The organism is Paenibacillus sp. FSL M8-0212 (assembly GCF_038004645.1).
Taxonomy (GTDB): Bacteria; Bacillota; Bacilli; order Paenibacillales; family Paenibacillaceae; genus Paenibacillus.
Genome location: NZ_JBBORP010000001.1, coordinates 2129720 through 2145927 on the forward strand (window position 1 = coordinate 2129720; position 16208 = coordinate 2145927).

A 16208-nucleotide genomic window follows, 5' to 3' on the forward strand; every position below is an offset into this window, starting at 1 on the left:
TATGCGATGCCATCGCCATTTACGACTACATCCCTCTTTTTCCACTCCAGCCTAATCCAAGCCTTTCTCGAATCCAATCCTTTATCCATAGTTAGCGAGAAGTAGAAAGTCTACGTTCCAACCAAGAGAGTAAATTAGCCAGTGTAAATGTAATTATAAAATAGAGGCCAGCGGCAACAAGCAGCGGAGCAAGCGGCTGGAACGTAACACCCTGAATCGTTCTGGCCGTGTATATAATCTCGGCTATGCCGATCATGGAGACAAGCGAAGAATCTTTAATGATAATAATGAATTCATTACCGATGGCTGGAAGCATGTTACGAAAAGCCTGCGGCAGTATAATATAACGAAGTGTCATACCATTTGTCATACCAAGGGAGCGCGAAGCTTCGGTCTGTCCTTTATCAATCGCTTGAATCCCGGCCCTGAACACCTCCGCCATATAGGCCGAGCTATTCATCGTCAGAGCGACCACCCCCGACATAAATGCCGGCAAGTTCACACCTACAACCGTCAGACCATAATGAATAATAAGAATCTGTACGAGCATTGGCGTTCCTCGAATGAGTTCAATATACGCCGATGCCACAAATTTAATTGGCCATATTCGGGATATTCGCATTAGCGCCATGATTACACCCAGCAACGTACCAAACAATACACCGAAGAAGGAAAGTTCAAGCGTGACCCACGCACTTCGTGCATAATCCTGCCAATGTTCTAATAGAAAGGAAAAATCTAAATTCACGGCATATCCCTCACTCGTCCGGTTTATTCGCCGAGCATCTCATTCGCTTCAACGACGAACCGTTCAATATCTCCGTTCGTTTTGAGCTTTTCCAATGTAGTGTTGATCTGATCCAGCAGCTTCTGATTACCTTTCTTCACCGCGATGGCCGAACCACCCTCGTCTTCAGCCTGTTCAATCTTCACACCTGCAACAACAAGCCCCTCTTGGTTCTTCACATACTGTTCAGCCACCGGCTTCTCCAGGATGAGTGCGTCTACACGCCCCGTCTGCAACTCCAGAATCAGTTCAGGTATTTTGGCCAGAGAAGTGAGCTTTGCTCCCTCTATTTCCCGAGCAATCCCTTCCTGAATGGAACTCTTTTGTACACCAACCTGTTTACCTGACAGATCATCCATGGACTTTAATGCCGCACCTTCCCCATCTCTAACAAGTACAGCCTGCTCTGCATAATAGTAGATATCCGTAAAATCAACATTCTTCTTTCGTTCTTCGGTAGGGGTTAAGCCTGATATCACAAAATCAACCTTATCTGTACCAAGGGCCATAAGAAGGCCATCAAAGTCCATGTCCTCAATCTTCAGCTCGGCTCCCAGATCAGCCGCAATTGCTTTGGCAATCTCGATGTCAAAACCTACAATGGTATCTTTACCATCAATTTTCTTATGAAATTCATAAGGTGCATAGTCCGCACTGGTTCCAAGTACAATGACTTCCTTTTCCGCAGAGCTACTGCCCGAAGACGAAGTAACGTCTGATCCGAATCCTGTCGTTTTTTCCTGCCCACATGCGGACATGAATACAACCACTAACAACAGCATCATTGGCAAAAGCACTTTTTTCACACATCATACCCCTATTCTTTTTTTGAATGAGTAACAGAATGATTTGTATACAATATACATAAGACAATATATGGACTTATATGTAAGTAATACTAACAAACATTCTGATTTATCACAATCATTTTTTAAACAATTATACGCTCTAATTCCATAAAATGTGCTATATATAACACGGCATTTACATCGGCTGAAACATGAAGTTTGCTTGCCCAACTTCCCCCTCGGTGTTAAGATGATAAAAACTTGAAACGCCTGAACGGCGCGTACAGTACGGCCTTACACCCAACTATTTATTCACTATACATAGAAAGGAGGATTCGGTATGGAGGTACCCAAATACCGGTCCTTGAAAGATCACGTATACGATTACATTGCCCAGAAGATTCAGGACGGGACGTTACTTCCCAACCAGAAGATCAACGAGGCCGAAATATGCAAAAAGCTGGACATCAGTCGCACGCCTACTCGGGAGGCCCTTTTCCAGCTGGCTTCAGACAATCTGCTGCAATACATCCCACGCAGGGGATTTATTGTCACTCCTTTTGATGCAGGCAAAAAACTGGAGTTCTCCCAAGCGATTGGTGTGCTGGAGGCACTCGCTGCCACACTTGCAGCAGACCAACTCAGACCCTCTGAACTTTTGGAGATGGAAACTCTCGTTGTCCGAATGGACGAAGATATCAGCCAACTTGATCTTGCTGCCTACAACAAGAACCAATATCAATTCCATAATCTGTACATTCAGCGATGTGGTAACGCCACAGTCATTGAGATGTTAAACACATTGAAGAACAGTTTCATCCGGCAGTCGTATGTTAGTGATAATAAACCAAAGCTATCTGAGGTACTGCTCGAAGTTAATGAAGAGCACCGGCAAATTTTAAGTGCTTTTCGAGCCAAGGATAAGAGCCAACTGGAAGCCCTGCTCAAACACCACTGGCGGATTATCGACAACGATATGCTGTAGTACGTTCTGTCGAAACAAACCAAAGGCAACCCACACGATTGTGTGAGTTGCCTTTTTCCTATTTTTCCTTTTTGACCTCCAACGGTGCCCTTGCTTCAAAAACAGCATACCCCAACTTTTTGCCGTATTTCGCGAGCAACCGATCATTGGTTTGACTCATTCGCTGCATACGTTCATCCTCAAACCAATTCATATCGATCTCACGATGCGGATCATGATCAACGCCCCATTTTCCCATAGATCGCGAATGTTCCTTGACCTCTACCTTGGTGAAACCACACTGTTTCAGGCGTTTTCTCCATGCTGTCGCCGTTACCAGGGTTCGTATACCGTAAAATTGCTTTAATCTGCGATACATCAATTCGGTCTTTTGGCCTGATAGAACCATCTCCCGATCTACCAAAAGTCCAGCGGGCTTCAACACTTTTCTATACTCAGTTAGTGCACTCCGCCATGGAGTAAAGATCGTAACCGACTCCACGAATACCATATCAAAATGATTTTCCGGGAAAGGCAACGATGCTACATCAGCCTGAACAAATCGAACATCTACCCGTTCTCGTCTTGCTCGCCGAACGGCCTTATCCAGCATCTGACGATTAAGATCAATGGCTGTTACTTGATAACCCCTTTTAGCCAAGTAACACGCAGTCCTCCCAGTCCCACATCCTATCTCAAGGATATGACTATCCACAGGCAGAGATAAACTCTCCAGCAACTTCAGCGTTGCCAAAAATCCTCCGGGATGGGCACTCCCCTCCCCTAACCGAGCCAGCATGTCATGATAATCCACGCGACATCCCCTCCTCACTCCTCCCAGTGTATGGAATTAACTCAAAAACGGCTCCTCCCTATTCGATTTTCCGGGTACTCGTCCATACCAATTGGTCTTCTTTTTACTATGATATACAAACCGTTGAATTCAAGCGGCAACCGCATCTAATGAGGAGGATTTGCATGTACAGAATTAATCGGGTATGTGAAGAAACGGTTTCTCCGCACGTTGGACGTTCCGTTTGTCTCGTTATGAAAGACGGTAAGCATATGTATGGTACGCTTAGTCAATGTCGTGATGGCAAAGTTTATTTGAACGGGTGTTTCGAGGGACCACGTCTATGTTCAGTCAAATCCAAACAACAGCTGGTAAAAAGCAGCAAGAAAAACGCTGTTGCAACAAAAAAAGTTAAATCTTCGGCCTACGGTCCATACGGATACGGTCGCGGTTATGGCTATGGAGCAGGAGCAGGGATCGAACTGGCTCTGGTAGCAACTCTGTTTTTGCTGCCATTCCTGTTCATTTAAAACTCAAATTTGCTAGCGGTAAGATTGTAGTCAAAACAAAGACCCTTTTTGCTATAAGCAAAAAGGGTCTTTGTTTTTTTTCATGTGATTCTCGTCATTTACATTATATTTTCTGTTAAAAAATAATACAAAAAAAGGCATTCGCTAAAACGAATGCCGGGAACTTCATATTTAATACCCTTACCTTCGCACAGGGTGTCAATTTGATCTTAAAAAAAAACACCTCGTTAGAGGCGGGTAAGCTATGTTAAATCCGATTTCCTTTAGGCATCGTTTTCAGATTACTATTCGAATTCTCAAGCAATGGTAGCATCCTAGTCGTGCTGACCATCTCAGAAGCACATATCGGACAAGTAGGTACGTTATCAAACGCAAAATTGTCCCGCATCCATCCTTTGCACGTATCACTCGTACATTCCCAGATTGCCGCATCAGCTTGTGGAATCTCTTCCAACGGTTTTTTGCGATTATACATGACTTCTACCCCCTTTGTTATGGAAAAACATCTAACCGACGTTATTTCACAGAAGCCTACACTTAGCGGAAGTTTCACGTCCCACCAGACCCTGCCTCGACAACTAATGGGTCGACTTTTATATAACTGATCAAAAAAAAGAAGCTGCCTTTACCATTATAACATGTTAAAGGCAGCTATGCTTTAATTACAGTTTTACAACTTCTTCTGCTTGAGGACCACGGTTTCCTTGTACAATTTTAAATTGCACGCGTTGACCTTCGTCCAGCGTTTTGAAGCCTTCGCCTGTAATAGCGCTGAAGTGTACGAATACATCTTCTCCGCCTTCAACTTCGATGAAACCGAAGCCTTTATCAGCGTTGAACCATTTTACTGTTCCGTTTTGCATGTGAATTACACCTCCAAATAAAGATTAACATGTTCCTTTGTTCTTTGCAGCAAGCAAATAAAAATTCACACATTGAAAAAGGTACCAGTCATAAACCTATAAGTGATCGCCCTTTACAATATATGAATTAGGTTTTCCACTCTCTACAACTTGTTTTTATTATAACTCCATTTCAGCCAAAAAGCAAATCTTTGTATTTTCTTTTCAAACAGCTTTGGAAATACATGTTATTAACACGCGTGGGGCCAGGGTTCATAACGCTTATGTGCCTGGTCGCTTGTGTACGGTCTTATGAAAGGATATGCAGATCTAATCCATCTTATACATTTTTTATATAATATTCTGACATGCATATCCAACACAACCAATGAATCATCTTACTCCAGTATAACACACTATGTCCATGCCCACATAAATGCATCCCGATCCCAGGCGATCTGCCCACGATGAAGCTTTCGGAAAGCTTTCTTCACTTCTTTAGACAATGATGTATTGCCGTTCTCGTTCACAAAAACAAACTCTTCGCCAAAATGGGTCTTCACATATTCTATGGCAGCTTCCTGATGAAGTGTTCCTGTGAATTTAATCTCCTGTACCATCCATTCTGCTACACCTTGTGCTGTCTTCTCCACTATATCACCTACTGTCTAAACCTAATGTACGGATAGGCAGACCTCGTATCATGAACATATCTGTCTTCCCGCCAGACTGAAGTATACCATGATCCAACTGCTGACGGGAAACTGTATGATAACTACTTTTAAGCAATACCCGCAATACCCTTAATGAACAACCGTATTCGCTTGCCCACTCCCTTTGGATGGAATAGACGAATTTGTTCGAATGCTCCACACTAACCATGCACAGTAAGCAATCAGTACTGCCAGTATAAACAGATCGTAAGGAAGTGTACCTGAGTCCTCCAGATCATTCGCTAGAAATTGAATCAGATTATGTATGAAATGAAAAAATATAAGCGGTACGATATTGCCGTTCTTCAGCATCAATAGCGCCAGTACAGCTCCCAGGAGCAGCGCATAGATCAATTGCATGATCGTATCCGTCATATCCTGACCAGACAATGCGTTCAGCAGATGTGTAATCGAAAACAATATGCTGGAGGTCACAACTGCGGCCACTGCACTTTTTTGAAGCAATGTTTTGAAAATAAGTCCCCGATAGATCGTTTCCTCTACAAAAGCTACGAGCAAGGTAAAAAAGATGAAAAAAGCTACTCTAGACAAGCTCAGCTCCCCAAATCCTTTCAGGGAAAGTGTACCCAGTACAAGGAGTAGTGGAATATAATACTTTGCGTGGCCAGCCGGGATACTTCGCAAAGACCGGAAGCCAGTCTCTCCCCACTTGCGCCTTAACGTCAGATAGATCATCAGAACAATTGCGATGGGTGTAAAGGAAATGAGTACAGGGGAAGTGTAGTCCAGTTGTTTTATCGTCGCAATGGCTCCTGCAGCAAATACGGCTAACAAGAGAAGTAGCTCAATAATCACAACGGTGAGCACAGGTTTGCGCTCGGAAAAGGAATGTTTTGGCTTGGATTGCGGATTAATCATACATTTCCCTACCTCGTTTCATTTACTTTTTTTCGTTGTCATATGAATTTATATGCCAATATAGTTGTATCACATCATCCGTATATTGAATATCCCTATTATGGATAAAACTATAAAAGTAACAAAAAAGAGACTTATCCTGACTTCTTTTCCCCTAAAATCAGGTATGGCTTATACCTTGATCTGTCCATTATAGTATTACAAGAGTTCAATGCTGCAGGGGTGTGGCGACTCTCCAACGTCATATATCTATGAAGTACCCATTAACGATAGTTTTACAATGCATAATGAAATCAGGGGGATACTATGAAAGCATTCTTTCAGCGCTGGGGGCATTTACTGGCTATTCTGTGCATACCGCTCCAAGGCTCCATTTACGTATTTCTAGGCAGTAACACCGGAAGTGATGTCTTCTACAATTATGCCTGGATTGATACACAGATTCCTTTTCTCAAAGAATTTATTTATCCGTACATTAGCTGGATGCCCATTCTGTATCTTGGATTTCTCTATTTGGGTCTGACGAACAAGTCGCTATTCTGGCGTACGTTGATTACCTATAATGTTGGTGTCATGGCTGCCAATGTCTGTTTTGCGGTGTTCCCTACCCATGTCCCACGTCCGGAGGTCGGCGGAACTGATCTGAGCAGCGTGTTAGTGCAGTTTATCTATACAAATGATGCGCCCTTCAACTGTTTCCCAAGTGTTCATGTTCTGACCAGCTATTTGCTGTTTATTGTGATTAACAGACACTTGAACTTTAGGCCTTTGGCACGGATTTCTTGGTCGGTATGGCTATGGTTGATTATTGCATCAACGGTGTTTGTAAAACAGCATTCCTTGCTGGACATCGCTGGAGGCATTTTGTTTGCTGAGGCGGCGTATTGGACTGTACATGTCTTTGCTCTTCGTCTTGGGCAGGCACGAAAAAAAAGCAAGCAGCCACTCACAGCTTCTAATCCAAGCAGTCATGTATAACGACATTTATATATGTAACAGGTGGGATGATGATCCTGCTATACAGCAAAAGAGGGCATAGGCCCTCTTTTTTTGTACTCATTTAATTAAACCTACTTATTATAGAAGAACTTTATTTGGGTTGGACTACGCGTTTCATACTATAGGTGGCCGTTCATGAAGAAGGTCAGACGGTGGACTTCCGGTTATACGTTTGAATATGCGGTAAAAATAAGACAGATCCCGGTAGCCGAGAAATTCGGCGATTTCCTGGATGGAGAGTTGTGACTCAGTGAGCAGATATATGGCTCGTTTCATCCGTTGATCATGGACATATTGACTGATGGTCTGATTTGTCATGCTTTTGAATAATGCAGCAGCATAATTGGGCGTTTTATTGATCTCGTCCCCGAGTTCTTCCTTCGTCACTTTCTCCCGATAATGCCGCTCAATATACCGCTTCATCCGTTCAACATGATTATGCCTCTCCGGCGGGATGACTCCACGATCAAGCTCCCTGTTCATATAAATCAACACTTCCATCAATAAGGCTTGGCTCATCATGACATAATAAGACGGACGCTCCTGCCATTGTTGATAAATAGCGCTCATGCGTTGATGGATCAGTTCGTAACATCCAGGTTTATGCCGCAAAGCCTCATACCGTTCCAATGCTGGCAAAGTTTCCGTATGGTCGCGTTGCAGTTGAATTACAATCTGTGTGTGCGTTACTGTAGGAATACTTTTGCCGTAATATGGGACGCCACCTGGAATGAGGAGCAATTCACCCTTTTCCATGATCTGTTTATCACCGTTCACCCAATATACACATTTTCCATAAGTAACCAAGCTAAGCCGCCAAGTTTCTTGAGATTGCACAGCTTCTTCGTACCAACCGACACCATTAATATGTCGTACTTCAAGTGGAGTGACCATAACACACCTCATTATCGGACTATACTCTAATCATTGTACTATAGTTCATACCCTGATTCGACAGAAAACGCTACAATACACCTATAAGCTTAAATATGAGGAGGAAATTAGCATGTTAAAAACAAAAATTATTTGTACCATGGGACCTGCTTGTGACTCAATCGAATTGTTAAAAGTAATGATTCAGGAAGGTATGACCGTTGCCCGTCTGAACATGGCTCATGGCGAACTGGAAGATCACGTTACACGGATTAACAATATCCGCAAAGCAGCTTCCGAACTGAACACCTATATACCGATCATGATGGACATCAAAGGGCCGGAAGTACGTATTGGTAAACTGAAAGAAGCATCCTGCCATCTGCAAGCGGGTAAAGAGCTGATCCTGACTACTGAAGAAATTCTTGGTGACGCTGAGCGTATCTCGGTAAACTATCCAGAACTGAACCTCGTTGTGAAACCTGGCGATCGTATCCTCATCGATGATGGCCTTGTGGATCTGACTGTACTGTCTGTGGAAGGATCCGATATCCATTGTAAAATCATCAGTGGCGGCATTCTGAAACCACGCAAAGGGGTTAACTTGCCAGGAATCAAAACGACATTGCCAGGTGTAACCGAGCGTGACGTTATGCACATCGGATTTGGGATCGAAAACGATATCGAAATTATCGCAGCATCCTTTGTTCGTAAAGGCGATGACATCCGTGAAATCCGCAGCATTCTGAAAGAACGCGGTGTAGACCACGTACAGATCATCTCTAAAATCGAAAACCAGGAAGGTATGACGAACCTGGACGATATTATTGAAGCATCTGACGGTATCATGGTAGCTCGTGGAGATCTCGGGGTTGAAGTTCCGATCGAAGACGTACCAATGATGCAAAAAGAAATGATCGATAAATGTAACCGCGCTGGTAAACCGGTTATCGTAGCTACACATATGCTGGAGTCCATGCAAGTGAACCCACGCCCTACTCGTTCCGAGGTAAGTGACGTGGCAAACGCTGTACTTCAAGGCGCTGACGTTGTGATGTTGTCCGGTGAATCAGCTGCTGGTAAATATCCGGTACAATCCGTGCGCACGATGGCTGCTGTTGCTCGCCGTGCTGAAACAATGATCGATTACAAAGAGCAATTCGCACAAAAATCGGCTCAACAGATCGCTGATATTACTGAAGTTATCAGTCAGGGCGCTGTAAGTTCTTCCCTCGTACTGAATGCAAAAGCAATCATCACTTCGACTGAGAGTGGATTCACAGCACGCATGATTTCCAAATATCGTCCAAAAGCGCCAATCATCGCAGTTACACAACATGAAGAAGTATTGGCGAAAATCTGCCTGCTCTCCGGTGTTATTCCGGTTATGGGCGACAAAGTAACCACTACGGATGAAATGTTTGAATCGGCTACGCGTAATGCAATCAAAACAGGTTACATTGAAAAAGGTGACATCATTGTATTGTCCGCTGGTGTTCCAATCGGTCAATCCGGTAATACAAACCTGATCAAAGTTCAACAAGTCTAATTCAATAGCTGAAACTGAAGCTATAGATCTTAGCTATAGATAGAAATACAAAAATCCACCGAGAGCAGAAATGCATCCCGGTGGATTTTTTGTTAGATATGTGTGTAATGATCGTGATGTTACAACAAATGAATCCGAAATTATAGATTCCGCGAGTAATCAACCAGATCCTGTGACATCGTGTTGATCTCATCCATTGAAGCATTCACCTGCTGTGTCAGGGCAGCCTGATTTTGCGTTAACGTGGACATATTACCGATATGTTCAAGAATCTGATCAATCAGTGTTTTCATCTTCTGCATGCTATCTTCGATATTTACTGTGGCCTCTGAACTGTGATCAGCCAGTTTCCGCACTTCACCTGCAACGACGCCAAATCCCAGTCCTAGCTCTCCCGCACGTGCAGCTTCAATTGCTGCATTCAACCCCAGCAGATTGGTCTGACTGGCAATCTCTCGAATAAACACGGTGATATTCTTCGTATCATCTGCACTGCTTTTCACTTGAATGGCTGCATCGGCAGATAACTCCTGTGCAGTAACCAGATCCTGTGCCTGATCGGTGATTGAGTTGATTCCACGTACCATCTCGCCAATGGACTCCGACAATTGTTTTGTTTTCAGATTCATGGCTTCCACGATCTGTTCCTTATTCTTCTCATGGGTGACATCTCGGATGGTTCCAGCTACACGGAGCGGTACTCCATCCTGATCCCTAATGGTCTCCCCACCCGCGTGATACCAACGATACTCCCCGTCTTTGCGTTGCAGACGATAATCCAGATCGTACGGTGTACGACCACTGTAATCGTTCATATGTCTGGCAAATTCGTTGATCGTCCGATCATGGTCTTCCGGATGAAGTCGACTGCTCCAGCTGCTGAACACATTCGGGAAATCCTGCTCGTCTTTAAACCCTAATTCTCTACGGAACTGGGGTGACCACCAAAATTCATTGTTCGGATTAACTACATCTCCAGCCACAACGGTCATATCCCACGGTGCCTCCACCAAGGCTCGGTTAACCAGATCATATCGGGTGACGAGTGCTTCCAGCTCATCAGACTTGCGCTTCTCCTCATGAATATCAAACATGATGCCCAGAAGTTTGACCGGAACTCCAGCCTGGTTTCGGATGACTTGTCCAAGGCATCGGAACCAGCGAATTTCTCCACTTTTGGTAATCATACGACTGATTACGTTATAGGCAGTTGTTGCTCTTGTGTCATTCACATGTTTCATAATCTCCTGCACCAGTTGGGGTCTGTCATCCGGATATATCGATTTGGCCCAGCTTGCAAATGAATCAGGATAATCCTTGGAACTATGGAATCCTAACATTTTGCGGAATTCATTCGAAAATGCCACAACATTATTGTTATCCAGTGGATCACCGGCAACAATTTCAGATTCCCATAATCCCACATTCATTGCCTGATTCAGCATTCTAAGACGCATTTCCACACCTTCGTTTTGTGTTTTCATCATATGTACTGCTTTTTTGATATTACTAGCTATTTCATCATTATTCTGAAATTCAATAGCATCTTCAATCCATGCGTCATAGTTGCCCTTTTCTGCATTTGCTACGAGTTTACGACTATACTCCAGTAACTTTTGATGTGCATCTATACGAATTTGTTTGGTCGATTCAGTACGTTTACGAAACATGTTCATTTCTCCTCTTAGGTCATATGATATATATTTCGACATTATCAGACATTAAATGTAGAGCAATGGTCTTAAATATGTATAAAAAAACAAGAACCAGTGCTGAATCAGCATTGGTTCTTGTTTTAAATGCTCTTTATTTTTTATAATCATAAATCTTAAATGACTGCCTCTTACCCGCTACCAGCCAAAATTCAATGTTTCCCCCGTTTCCACCCAAGTTTTGATGCTGCTCAGGATCATCCACCAGCTGCTCTGTGCACTCGCAAAGGAAGGATGGTTTTCTGTAAATTGATCATTGATCAGCGTCAGCTTCGTACACTCCCCCACAGTCTCCAACTGGAAGACCACTCTGGATTGAAGCTCGGCATGATTGGCATGGTATGACGGTCCGGGATGCTCCTGATAACTAAGTCTGGACAACGGTTCAAATTCCAATATATCTCCGTACACATGGACAGTCTCCGCACCATCATTACCTGGCCCTACATAAGCAAACGGTTGACCTGGTTGGAAATTGGTGCGAAGTTCACTACCGAAAAAGCTGTTCCGTGTGCCGTCTGGTGATATTAGAGCATTCCACACTTCTTCCAGTCCTGCATTGATATAAAATTCATATTTCAGTTCCATGGACTCACTCCCTTTATGTATTGGATAAGCGATCTATCAACCTCGCACTCCTATCCTATCGTTATACCCCAAAGACCGTATTGTAAAAACGCGACATCAGGTAAAATATAAGCTCTTTATGTTTTCGGGAATGTTATACCCTGATCCAAACGGATTGCGTCATATAGTGCTTTCCCAGAAGATCAGATATACTAAACTGGAATGAAATAACAGGTCTATTCAAGGTGATGGGACTAAATTAGAAAGGAAATGAGACATGAGCCAATCAACGAATATTATGGGCATCCCTTTTCCCAATGTAACGATGAATCAAACGGTTGCAATCCTTGGTGAAGTCGTAGATCAGGAAAGTACTGAACTATTTCATGTCATCACAGGCAATCCCGAGATTGTTATGTCCTGTCAACAGAATGCCTCTCTTCGCGAGGTTGTCGATCAAGCCGGGTTGGTCACAGCTGACGGTGCCGGCATTGTAATGGTATCCCGTTTTCGGGGCGGACAATTGACTGAACGGGTAACGGGTTGTGATCTGCTGTTTCGTTTATTGGAGGAAGGCGATCAAAAACAATGGTCATTCTACATGCTGGGAGCAGAGGAAAGCGTAAGTGAACAGGCCGTGAAAGTTATTGCGCAGCGTTACCCCGGAGTTATAGTAAAAGGTAGACACCATGGTTATTTCCAGGCTGATGAGGAACAACAGATTGTGGAAGAGATTCGTACTGCTCAACCAGACTTTCTTATCGTTGCTCTTGGTGCACCCCAGGCGGAACACTGGATTAATAAGTATCGCCACCAGTTGAACGCTCGTGTAGCCATAGGTGTTGGAGGCAGTCTCGATATCGTGGCAGGCAAAACCAAACGTGCCCCTGCGATATGGCAGAAGCTTAACCTGGAATGGCTCTATCGCCTCCTCAGTCAACCTTCGAGATGGCGCAGGCAACTCATTTTACCCCGTTTTGCTGTGCAGGCATTGTTGTTCAGAGAACCTAAATAATGTGAGATGAGCAGGAGGGATGATTCGGATGAAACAGGTAGAACAAGGAGACAGACCAAGTATGGGCCTGCTGAATCTGAATGAAGGTGATCATAAATATCAACTGACACGCCATGCTCCTTCCGAAGCACTTCGGCCTTTTGTTAAACATTACTGGATCGTATCGTGGGATCTGACTGGACTTGAACCGTATCCCCAACATGTCGTGCCTAACCCCTGTGTCAATCTGATCGTGGAACGAAACAATACGTTTTTCTTCGGACCATCGGGACGTAAATTCTCCTATCTTGTGAGCGGGAAAGGTCGTGTATTTGGCGTGAAGTTCAAACCAGGAGGTTTTTATCCCTTCCTGCGGGTTTCTGTCTCTTCATTGTACGGACAGCCGATGAATGTATCCAATATTCTTGACGTCACAGCGGAATCCCTGGAAGACCAACTTCTTGGGGCGGGGGATGATGCGGATAAAACCAGTTACATCGACCAGCTATTATGTGCACACCTTCCTGCTGAAGATGCTCAAGCGAGAATGGTTAACGATATTGTGCAACAGATTGAACAGAACCGGGAGATGCTGAGAGTAGATGATCTATCTTCCTATTGGAATATGCATACCCGAAAGCTTCAGCGCCTGTTCAATCAGTATGTGGGCATCGGACCCAAAACGGTAATTAAGTTGTATCGTCTGCAAAATGCTGCAGAAATGATGGACCGCGGTCTTCAATGTGACCTGATTAAGCTATCTCAGGACCTTGGATATCATGATCAATCCCATTTCATCCGAGATTTCAAGTCTATTATTGGCAGTACACCAGAGGAGTACTTACACTCTAGACATCCGAATGGTGAGCGCCGAGGGCTGATCAATTAAGAAACCTGTCCTGAAAATCAGGACAGGCGAATGACTTCTATGGTATCCCCCGTATGGATTACACCTTCCCGTTCAACCGAGCACACAATCCCACGTTTTTTGCGAGCGGCAGGCACGAATTTTTTGCGCAAACCGTCCTGTTCGTAGAATTGTTCAATCATTTTCCCCGGATGTACACAGGGAAGGTTCTCTCCTTCACATATTAAACCCGTCCCGTTTGGAAATAGAAGCCGTGTTCCGGCAGGCAGTTCCGTCAATCGATCAATGCCACGGACCAGTATATTGGCACCAAGCCACTCTGGACGCACTTCAGGAATGTTCATTTTCTCAGCAATAAGAGCACATTCTTCCTCAGATACAATACTGATCTGGCGGCGATTCGCAATCGGTGTACCGCGCTTGTAGATTTTCTGACGCGAGTCCGCTGGACGTAGCAGACCATAATGACGGTCATCCGGAATTCCTGCGAGCTCAATGTCGACAAAAGGTACAACTCGGGTCACAAATGTGGATGGATCATCAGCCAGCAAGACGACTTGAACTGTTCCCATAGTAATCTCCTCCCTTTCCTGAGCACTATCACTTCTCTATTGTTCATTATTACCCAATGAATGGATTGTCGACAATCGGCGTATGCTTACCTTTGTACGATTTTTTTTATTTCAACAATATAACTCACTTGGAAAACGATAAATATTTTATATAACACACAATTAAATTGTTAAAAATTAATTTCACTCTTTCCGTTCTCGTTGCAAACATTTATACTAGGATGGACAAGTAAATAAATTACATATCAGAAAGCAAGGTGTTTCCTTTGATTAGTATCATCTTTGTAGCTCTTGTAGCTGTCGAACACTTCTATATCATGGTGATGGAGATGTTTATGTGGACTCGTCCACGTACAATGAAAACCTTTAATCTCACGCCGGAATTCGCCAAATCCACCAAATCCCTTGCGGCCAATCAAGGCCTTTACAATGGATTTCTTGCGGCAGGTCTGATCTGGGGACTCGTATATCCGGATGCTGCCGTTGGACAGCATATTCAGATTTTCTTCCTGGCGTGTGTGATTATCGCGGCTCTTTATGGGGGAGCAACTTCCTCACGGTCGATCATTATCAAACAAGGATTGCCTGCGATTATTGCATTGTTGCTAGTTCTGTTCCTGTAATTTCTGTCGAATGGTGCATTGCTTCGATTCATGTTAACTCCTTTATGGTAAGGTAGTGAATAGATAGCAGTGTACAATGACCAGAATCGTTCTGGAATTGGAAGGAGAACATGTCATGGGATTGTTTGACAAACTTCGGCGGCGCAAAAAGGAGAAGGTACCTGCAGGTGGTGCTGTCGAATCGACGAATTACAGTGAAACCATCGTGGGTTTTGTCCTGCTGGAGCGTGACGATTGTGATTTTGACCTCTTCATCAGGAACATGAAGAACGAATGGGATATCGAGATTGAAGAACGCCCGGAGGAGGGCAATCTCTTTTTCGAAGTGAATGGGATGCAGGTGGTATGTGCTCACATTGCTGCGCCTGTGCCTGACCGTGAAGTTGAGGAGAATGCCAAACTCAATATCCTTTGGCGAGAAGCGGAGCAAGTTACCTCACGGCACCAGTCTCAGATTATTGTCTCTGTTCTGAACGCAACAAATGCTATTGAGGGACATGTTCTGTTCACTCAAACAGCGAGTGCCTTATTACAGTTGGATCACGCGCTGGCAATATACATGGCCCCGCTTGTCGTTGAAGCCAGTCAGTATGTCGAAATCAGCCGTGGGATCAAACATGATGAGTTGCCCGTCTCGCTCTGGATTTTTATCGGATTATACCAAAATGCCGAAGGCGCTTCAGCTTATACTTACGGACTACGTAACTTTGGTAAAGAAGAGATGGAGATTATGCAATCGTCGGAGTCCTTAAGCGATGTATTTGAGATGATGTTCATGACCACAACGTATGTGGTTGAGAACGACGTCACACTGCATGACGGGGAAACACTTGGTTTCTCGGCAGAGCAAAAGCTGAGCATTTCCCTTTCCAAAGGTGTAGCAACGGAAGGTAACAGTTTGAAGATTGGCTTCTAACTTACGTAGTTATCTTAACTTTATCGTGTCACAGTTGTAGAAGCCGTCTGGAGTTCATACTCTGGGCGGCTTTTAGCTATTTAACCTTCCTTCCAATGAAGATATGATAACAATCCCTGAATTTAACTTCCCTAGGAATAAGTAGTCCATAAGAACCACTCAATTATGAATTCAGTTTTCATTCTCGCTATAAAAAGGTATAATTAATAGGCTTATAGTCTCATATATTACATATTATC

General features: G+C 43.9%; 19 protein-coding genes. 8 read left to right on the plus strand and 11 right to left on the minus strand.

Translation table 11 applies throughout. The features are described 5' to 3' along the window. Window positions 1–91: 91 nt before the first annotated feature. Complete coding sequence (locus MKX68_RS09440; protein ID WP_036671925.1) at window positions 92–748, minus strand: amino acid ABC transporter permease; 657 nt, start codon at window positions 746–748, stop codon at window positions 92–94. Between the two features lie 23 nt (window positions 749–771). Next, window positions 772–1593: a transporter substrate-binding domain-containing protein gene (locus MKX68_RS09445; protein WP_340911054.1), complete on the minus strand. Its 822-nt coding sequence runs from the start codon at window positions 1591–1593 to the stop codon at window positions 772–774. 322 nt (window positions 1594–1915) lie between these two features. Between MKX68_RS09445 and MKX68_RS09450 the strand changes: the two genes are divergently transcribed. Continuing rightward, window positions 1916–2560 carry a GntR family transcriptional regulator gene (locus MKX68_RS09450; protein ID WP_340911057.1) on the plus strand — a complete coding sequence of 215 codons (645 nt, stop codon included), beginning with the start codon at window positions 1916–1918 and terminating at the stop codon, window positions 2558–2560. Window positions 2561–2618: 58 nt separating this feature from the next. Here the strand turns inward: MKX68_RS09450 and MKX68_RS09455 are convergent, their stop codons facing one another. Beyond that, window positions 2619–3353, minus strand: a complete 735-nt coding sequence (locus MKX68_RS09455; RefSeq protein WP_340911059.1) for a class I SAM-dependent methyltransferase — start codon at window positions 3351–3353, stop codon at window positions 2619–2621. Between the two features lie 164 nt (window positions 3354–3517). On the opposite strand from MKX68_RS09455, the gene MKX68_RS09460 reads away from it, so the two are divergent. Beyond that, window positions 3518–3862 carry a hypothetical protein gene (locus MKX68_RS09460; protein ID WP_340911061.1) on the plus strand — a complete coding sequence of 115 codons (345 nt, stop codon included), beginning with the start codon at window positions 3518–3520 and terminating at the stop codon, window positions 3860–3862. A 247-nt stretch (window positions 3863–4109) separates the two neighbouring features. Here MKX68_RS09460 and MKX68_RS09465 read toward each other — a convergent pair whose 3' ends face one another. The 4 genes from MKX68_RS09465 to MKX68_RS09480 all read right to left on the minus strand — a co-directional run bounded on the left by MKX68_RS09465 (window position 4110) and on the right by MKX68_RS09480 (window position 6296). After that, on the minus strand, window positions 4110–4337 hold the full coding sequence (locus MKX68_RS09465; protein WP_017691121.1) for a cold-shock protein: 228 nt from the start codon (window positions 4335–4337) through the stop codon (window positions 4110–4112). 187 nt (window positions 4338–4524) lie between these two features. Continuing rightward, a complete protein-coding gene (locus MKX68_RS09470) occupies window positions 4525–4725 on the minus strand; it encodes a cold-shock protein (RefSeq protein ID WP_024633772.1) in 201 nt (66 codons plus the stop codon). 395 nt (window positions 4726–5120) lie between these two features. Further along, window positions 5121–5357: a DUF6953 family protein gene (locus MKX68_RS09475; protein ID WP_036607962.1), complete on the minus strand. Its 237-nt coding sequence runs from the start codon at window positions 5355–5357 to the stop codon at window positions 5121–5123. A gap of 150 nt (window positions 5358–5507) precedes the next feature. Further along, complete coding sequence (locus tag MKX68_RS09480) at window positions 5508–6296, minus strand: CPBP family intramembrane glutamic endopeptidase (RefSeq protein WP_340911064.1); 789 nt, start codon at window positions 6294–6296, stop codon at window positions 5508–5510. A gap of 306 nt (window positions 6297–6602) precedes the next feature. Here MKX68_RS09480 and MKX68_RS09485 point away from each other — a divergent pair, with 306 nt between their 5' ends. Next, window positions 6603–7274 (plus strand): phosphatase PAP2 family protein, encoded by a 672-nt coding sequence (locus MKX68_RS09485; RefSeq protein ID WP_338590111.1) that lies wholly within the window; start codon window positions 6603–6605, stop codon window positions 7272–7274. Between the two features lie 135 nt (window positions 7275–7409). Here the strand turns inward: MKX68_RS09485 and MKX68_RS09490 are convergent, their stop codons facing one another. After that, the gene (locus MKX68_RS09490; RefSeq protein ID WP_338590109.1) at window positions 7410–8189 is read right to left on the minus strand and encodes a helix-turn-helix transcriptional regulator; all 780 of its coding nucleotides are present in this window, start codon (window positions 8187–8189) and stop codon (window positions 7410–7412) included. A gap of 112 nt (window positions 8190–8301) precedes the next feature. Here MKX68_RS09490 and pyk point away from each other — a divergent pair, with 112 nt between their 5' ends. Then, on the plus strand, window positions 8302–9717 hold the full coding sequence (pyk, locus tag MKX68_RS09495; RefSeq protein WP_036607968.1) for a pyruvate kinase: 1416 nt from the start codon (window positions 8302–8304) through the stop codon (window positions 9715–9717). 140 nt (window positions 9718–9857) lie between these two features. On the opposite strand, the gene MKX68_RS09500 is transcribed toward pyk, so the two are convergent. Then, a complete protein-coding gene (locus tag MKX68_RS09500) occupies window positions 9858–11387 on the minus strand; it encodes a methyl-accepting chemotaxis protein (protein WP_340911068.1) in 1530 nt (509 codons plus the stop codon). Between the two features lie 180 nt (window positions 11388–11567). Then, on the minus strand, window positions 11568–12017 hold the full coding sequence (locus MKX68_RS09505; RefSeq protein WP_340911070.1) for an SRPBCC family protein: 450 nt from the start codon (window positions 12015–12017) through the stop codon (window positions 11568–11570). 256 nt (window positions 12018–12273) lie between these two features. On the opposite strand from MKX68_RS09505, the gene MKX68_RS09510 reads away from it, so the two are divergent. Both MKX68_RS09510 and MKX68_RS09515 read left to right on the plus strand, forming a co-directional pair. After that, complete coding sequence (locus tag MKX68_RS09510; RefSeq protein ID WP_091039276.1) at window positions 12274–13011, plus strand: WecB/TagA/CpsF family glycosyltransferase; 738 nt, start codon at window positions 12274–12276, stop codon at window positions 13009–13011. 28 nt (window positions 13012–13039) lie between these two features. Continuing rightward, window positions 13040–13879, plus strand: coding sequence for a helix-turn-helix domain-containing protein (locus tag MKX68_RS09515; protein WP_340911073.1), 840 nt, complete (start codon window positions 13040–13042; stop codon window positions 13877–13879). A gap of 17 nt (window positions 13880–13896) precedes the next feature. Here the strand turns inward: MKX68_RS09515 and MKX68_RS09520 are convergent, their stop codons facing one another. Then, window positions 13897–14430, minus strand: coding sequence for an MOSC domain-containing protein (locus MKX68_RS09520; RefSeq protein WP_339787161.1), 534 nt, complete (start codon window positions 14428–14430; stop codon window positions 13897–13899). A gap of 257 nt (window positions 14431–14687) precedes the next feature. On the opposite strand from MKX68_RS09520, the gene MKX68_RS09525 reads away from it, so the two are divergent. Both MKX68_RS09525 and MKX68_RS09530 read left to right on the plus strand, forming a co-directional pair. Continuing rightward, complete coding sequence (locus tag MKX68_RS09525; protein ID WP_081745883.1) at window positions 14688–15053, plus strand: DUF1304 domain-containing protein; 366 nt, start codon at window positions 14688–14690, stop codon at window positions 15051–15053. Window positions 15054–15129: 76 nt separating this feature from the next. Further along, complete coding sequence (locus MKX68_RS09530; RefSeq protein ID WP_339787162.1) at window positions 15130–15969, plus strand: DUF4261 domain-containing protein; 840 nt, start codon at window positions 15130–15132, stop codon at window positions 15967–15969. The last annotated feature ends 239 nt before the right edge of the window (window positions 15970–16208 follow it).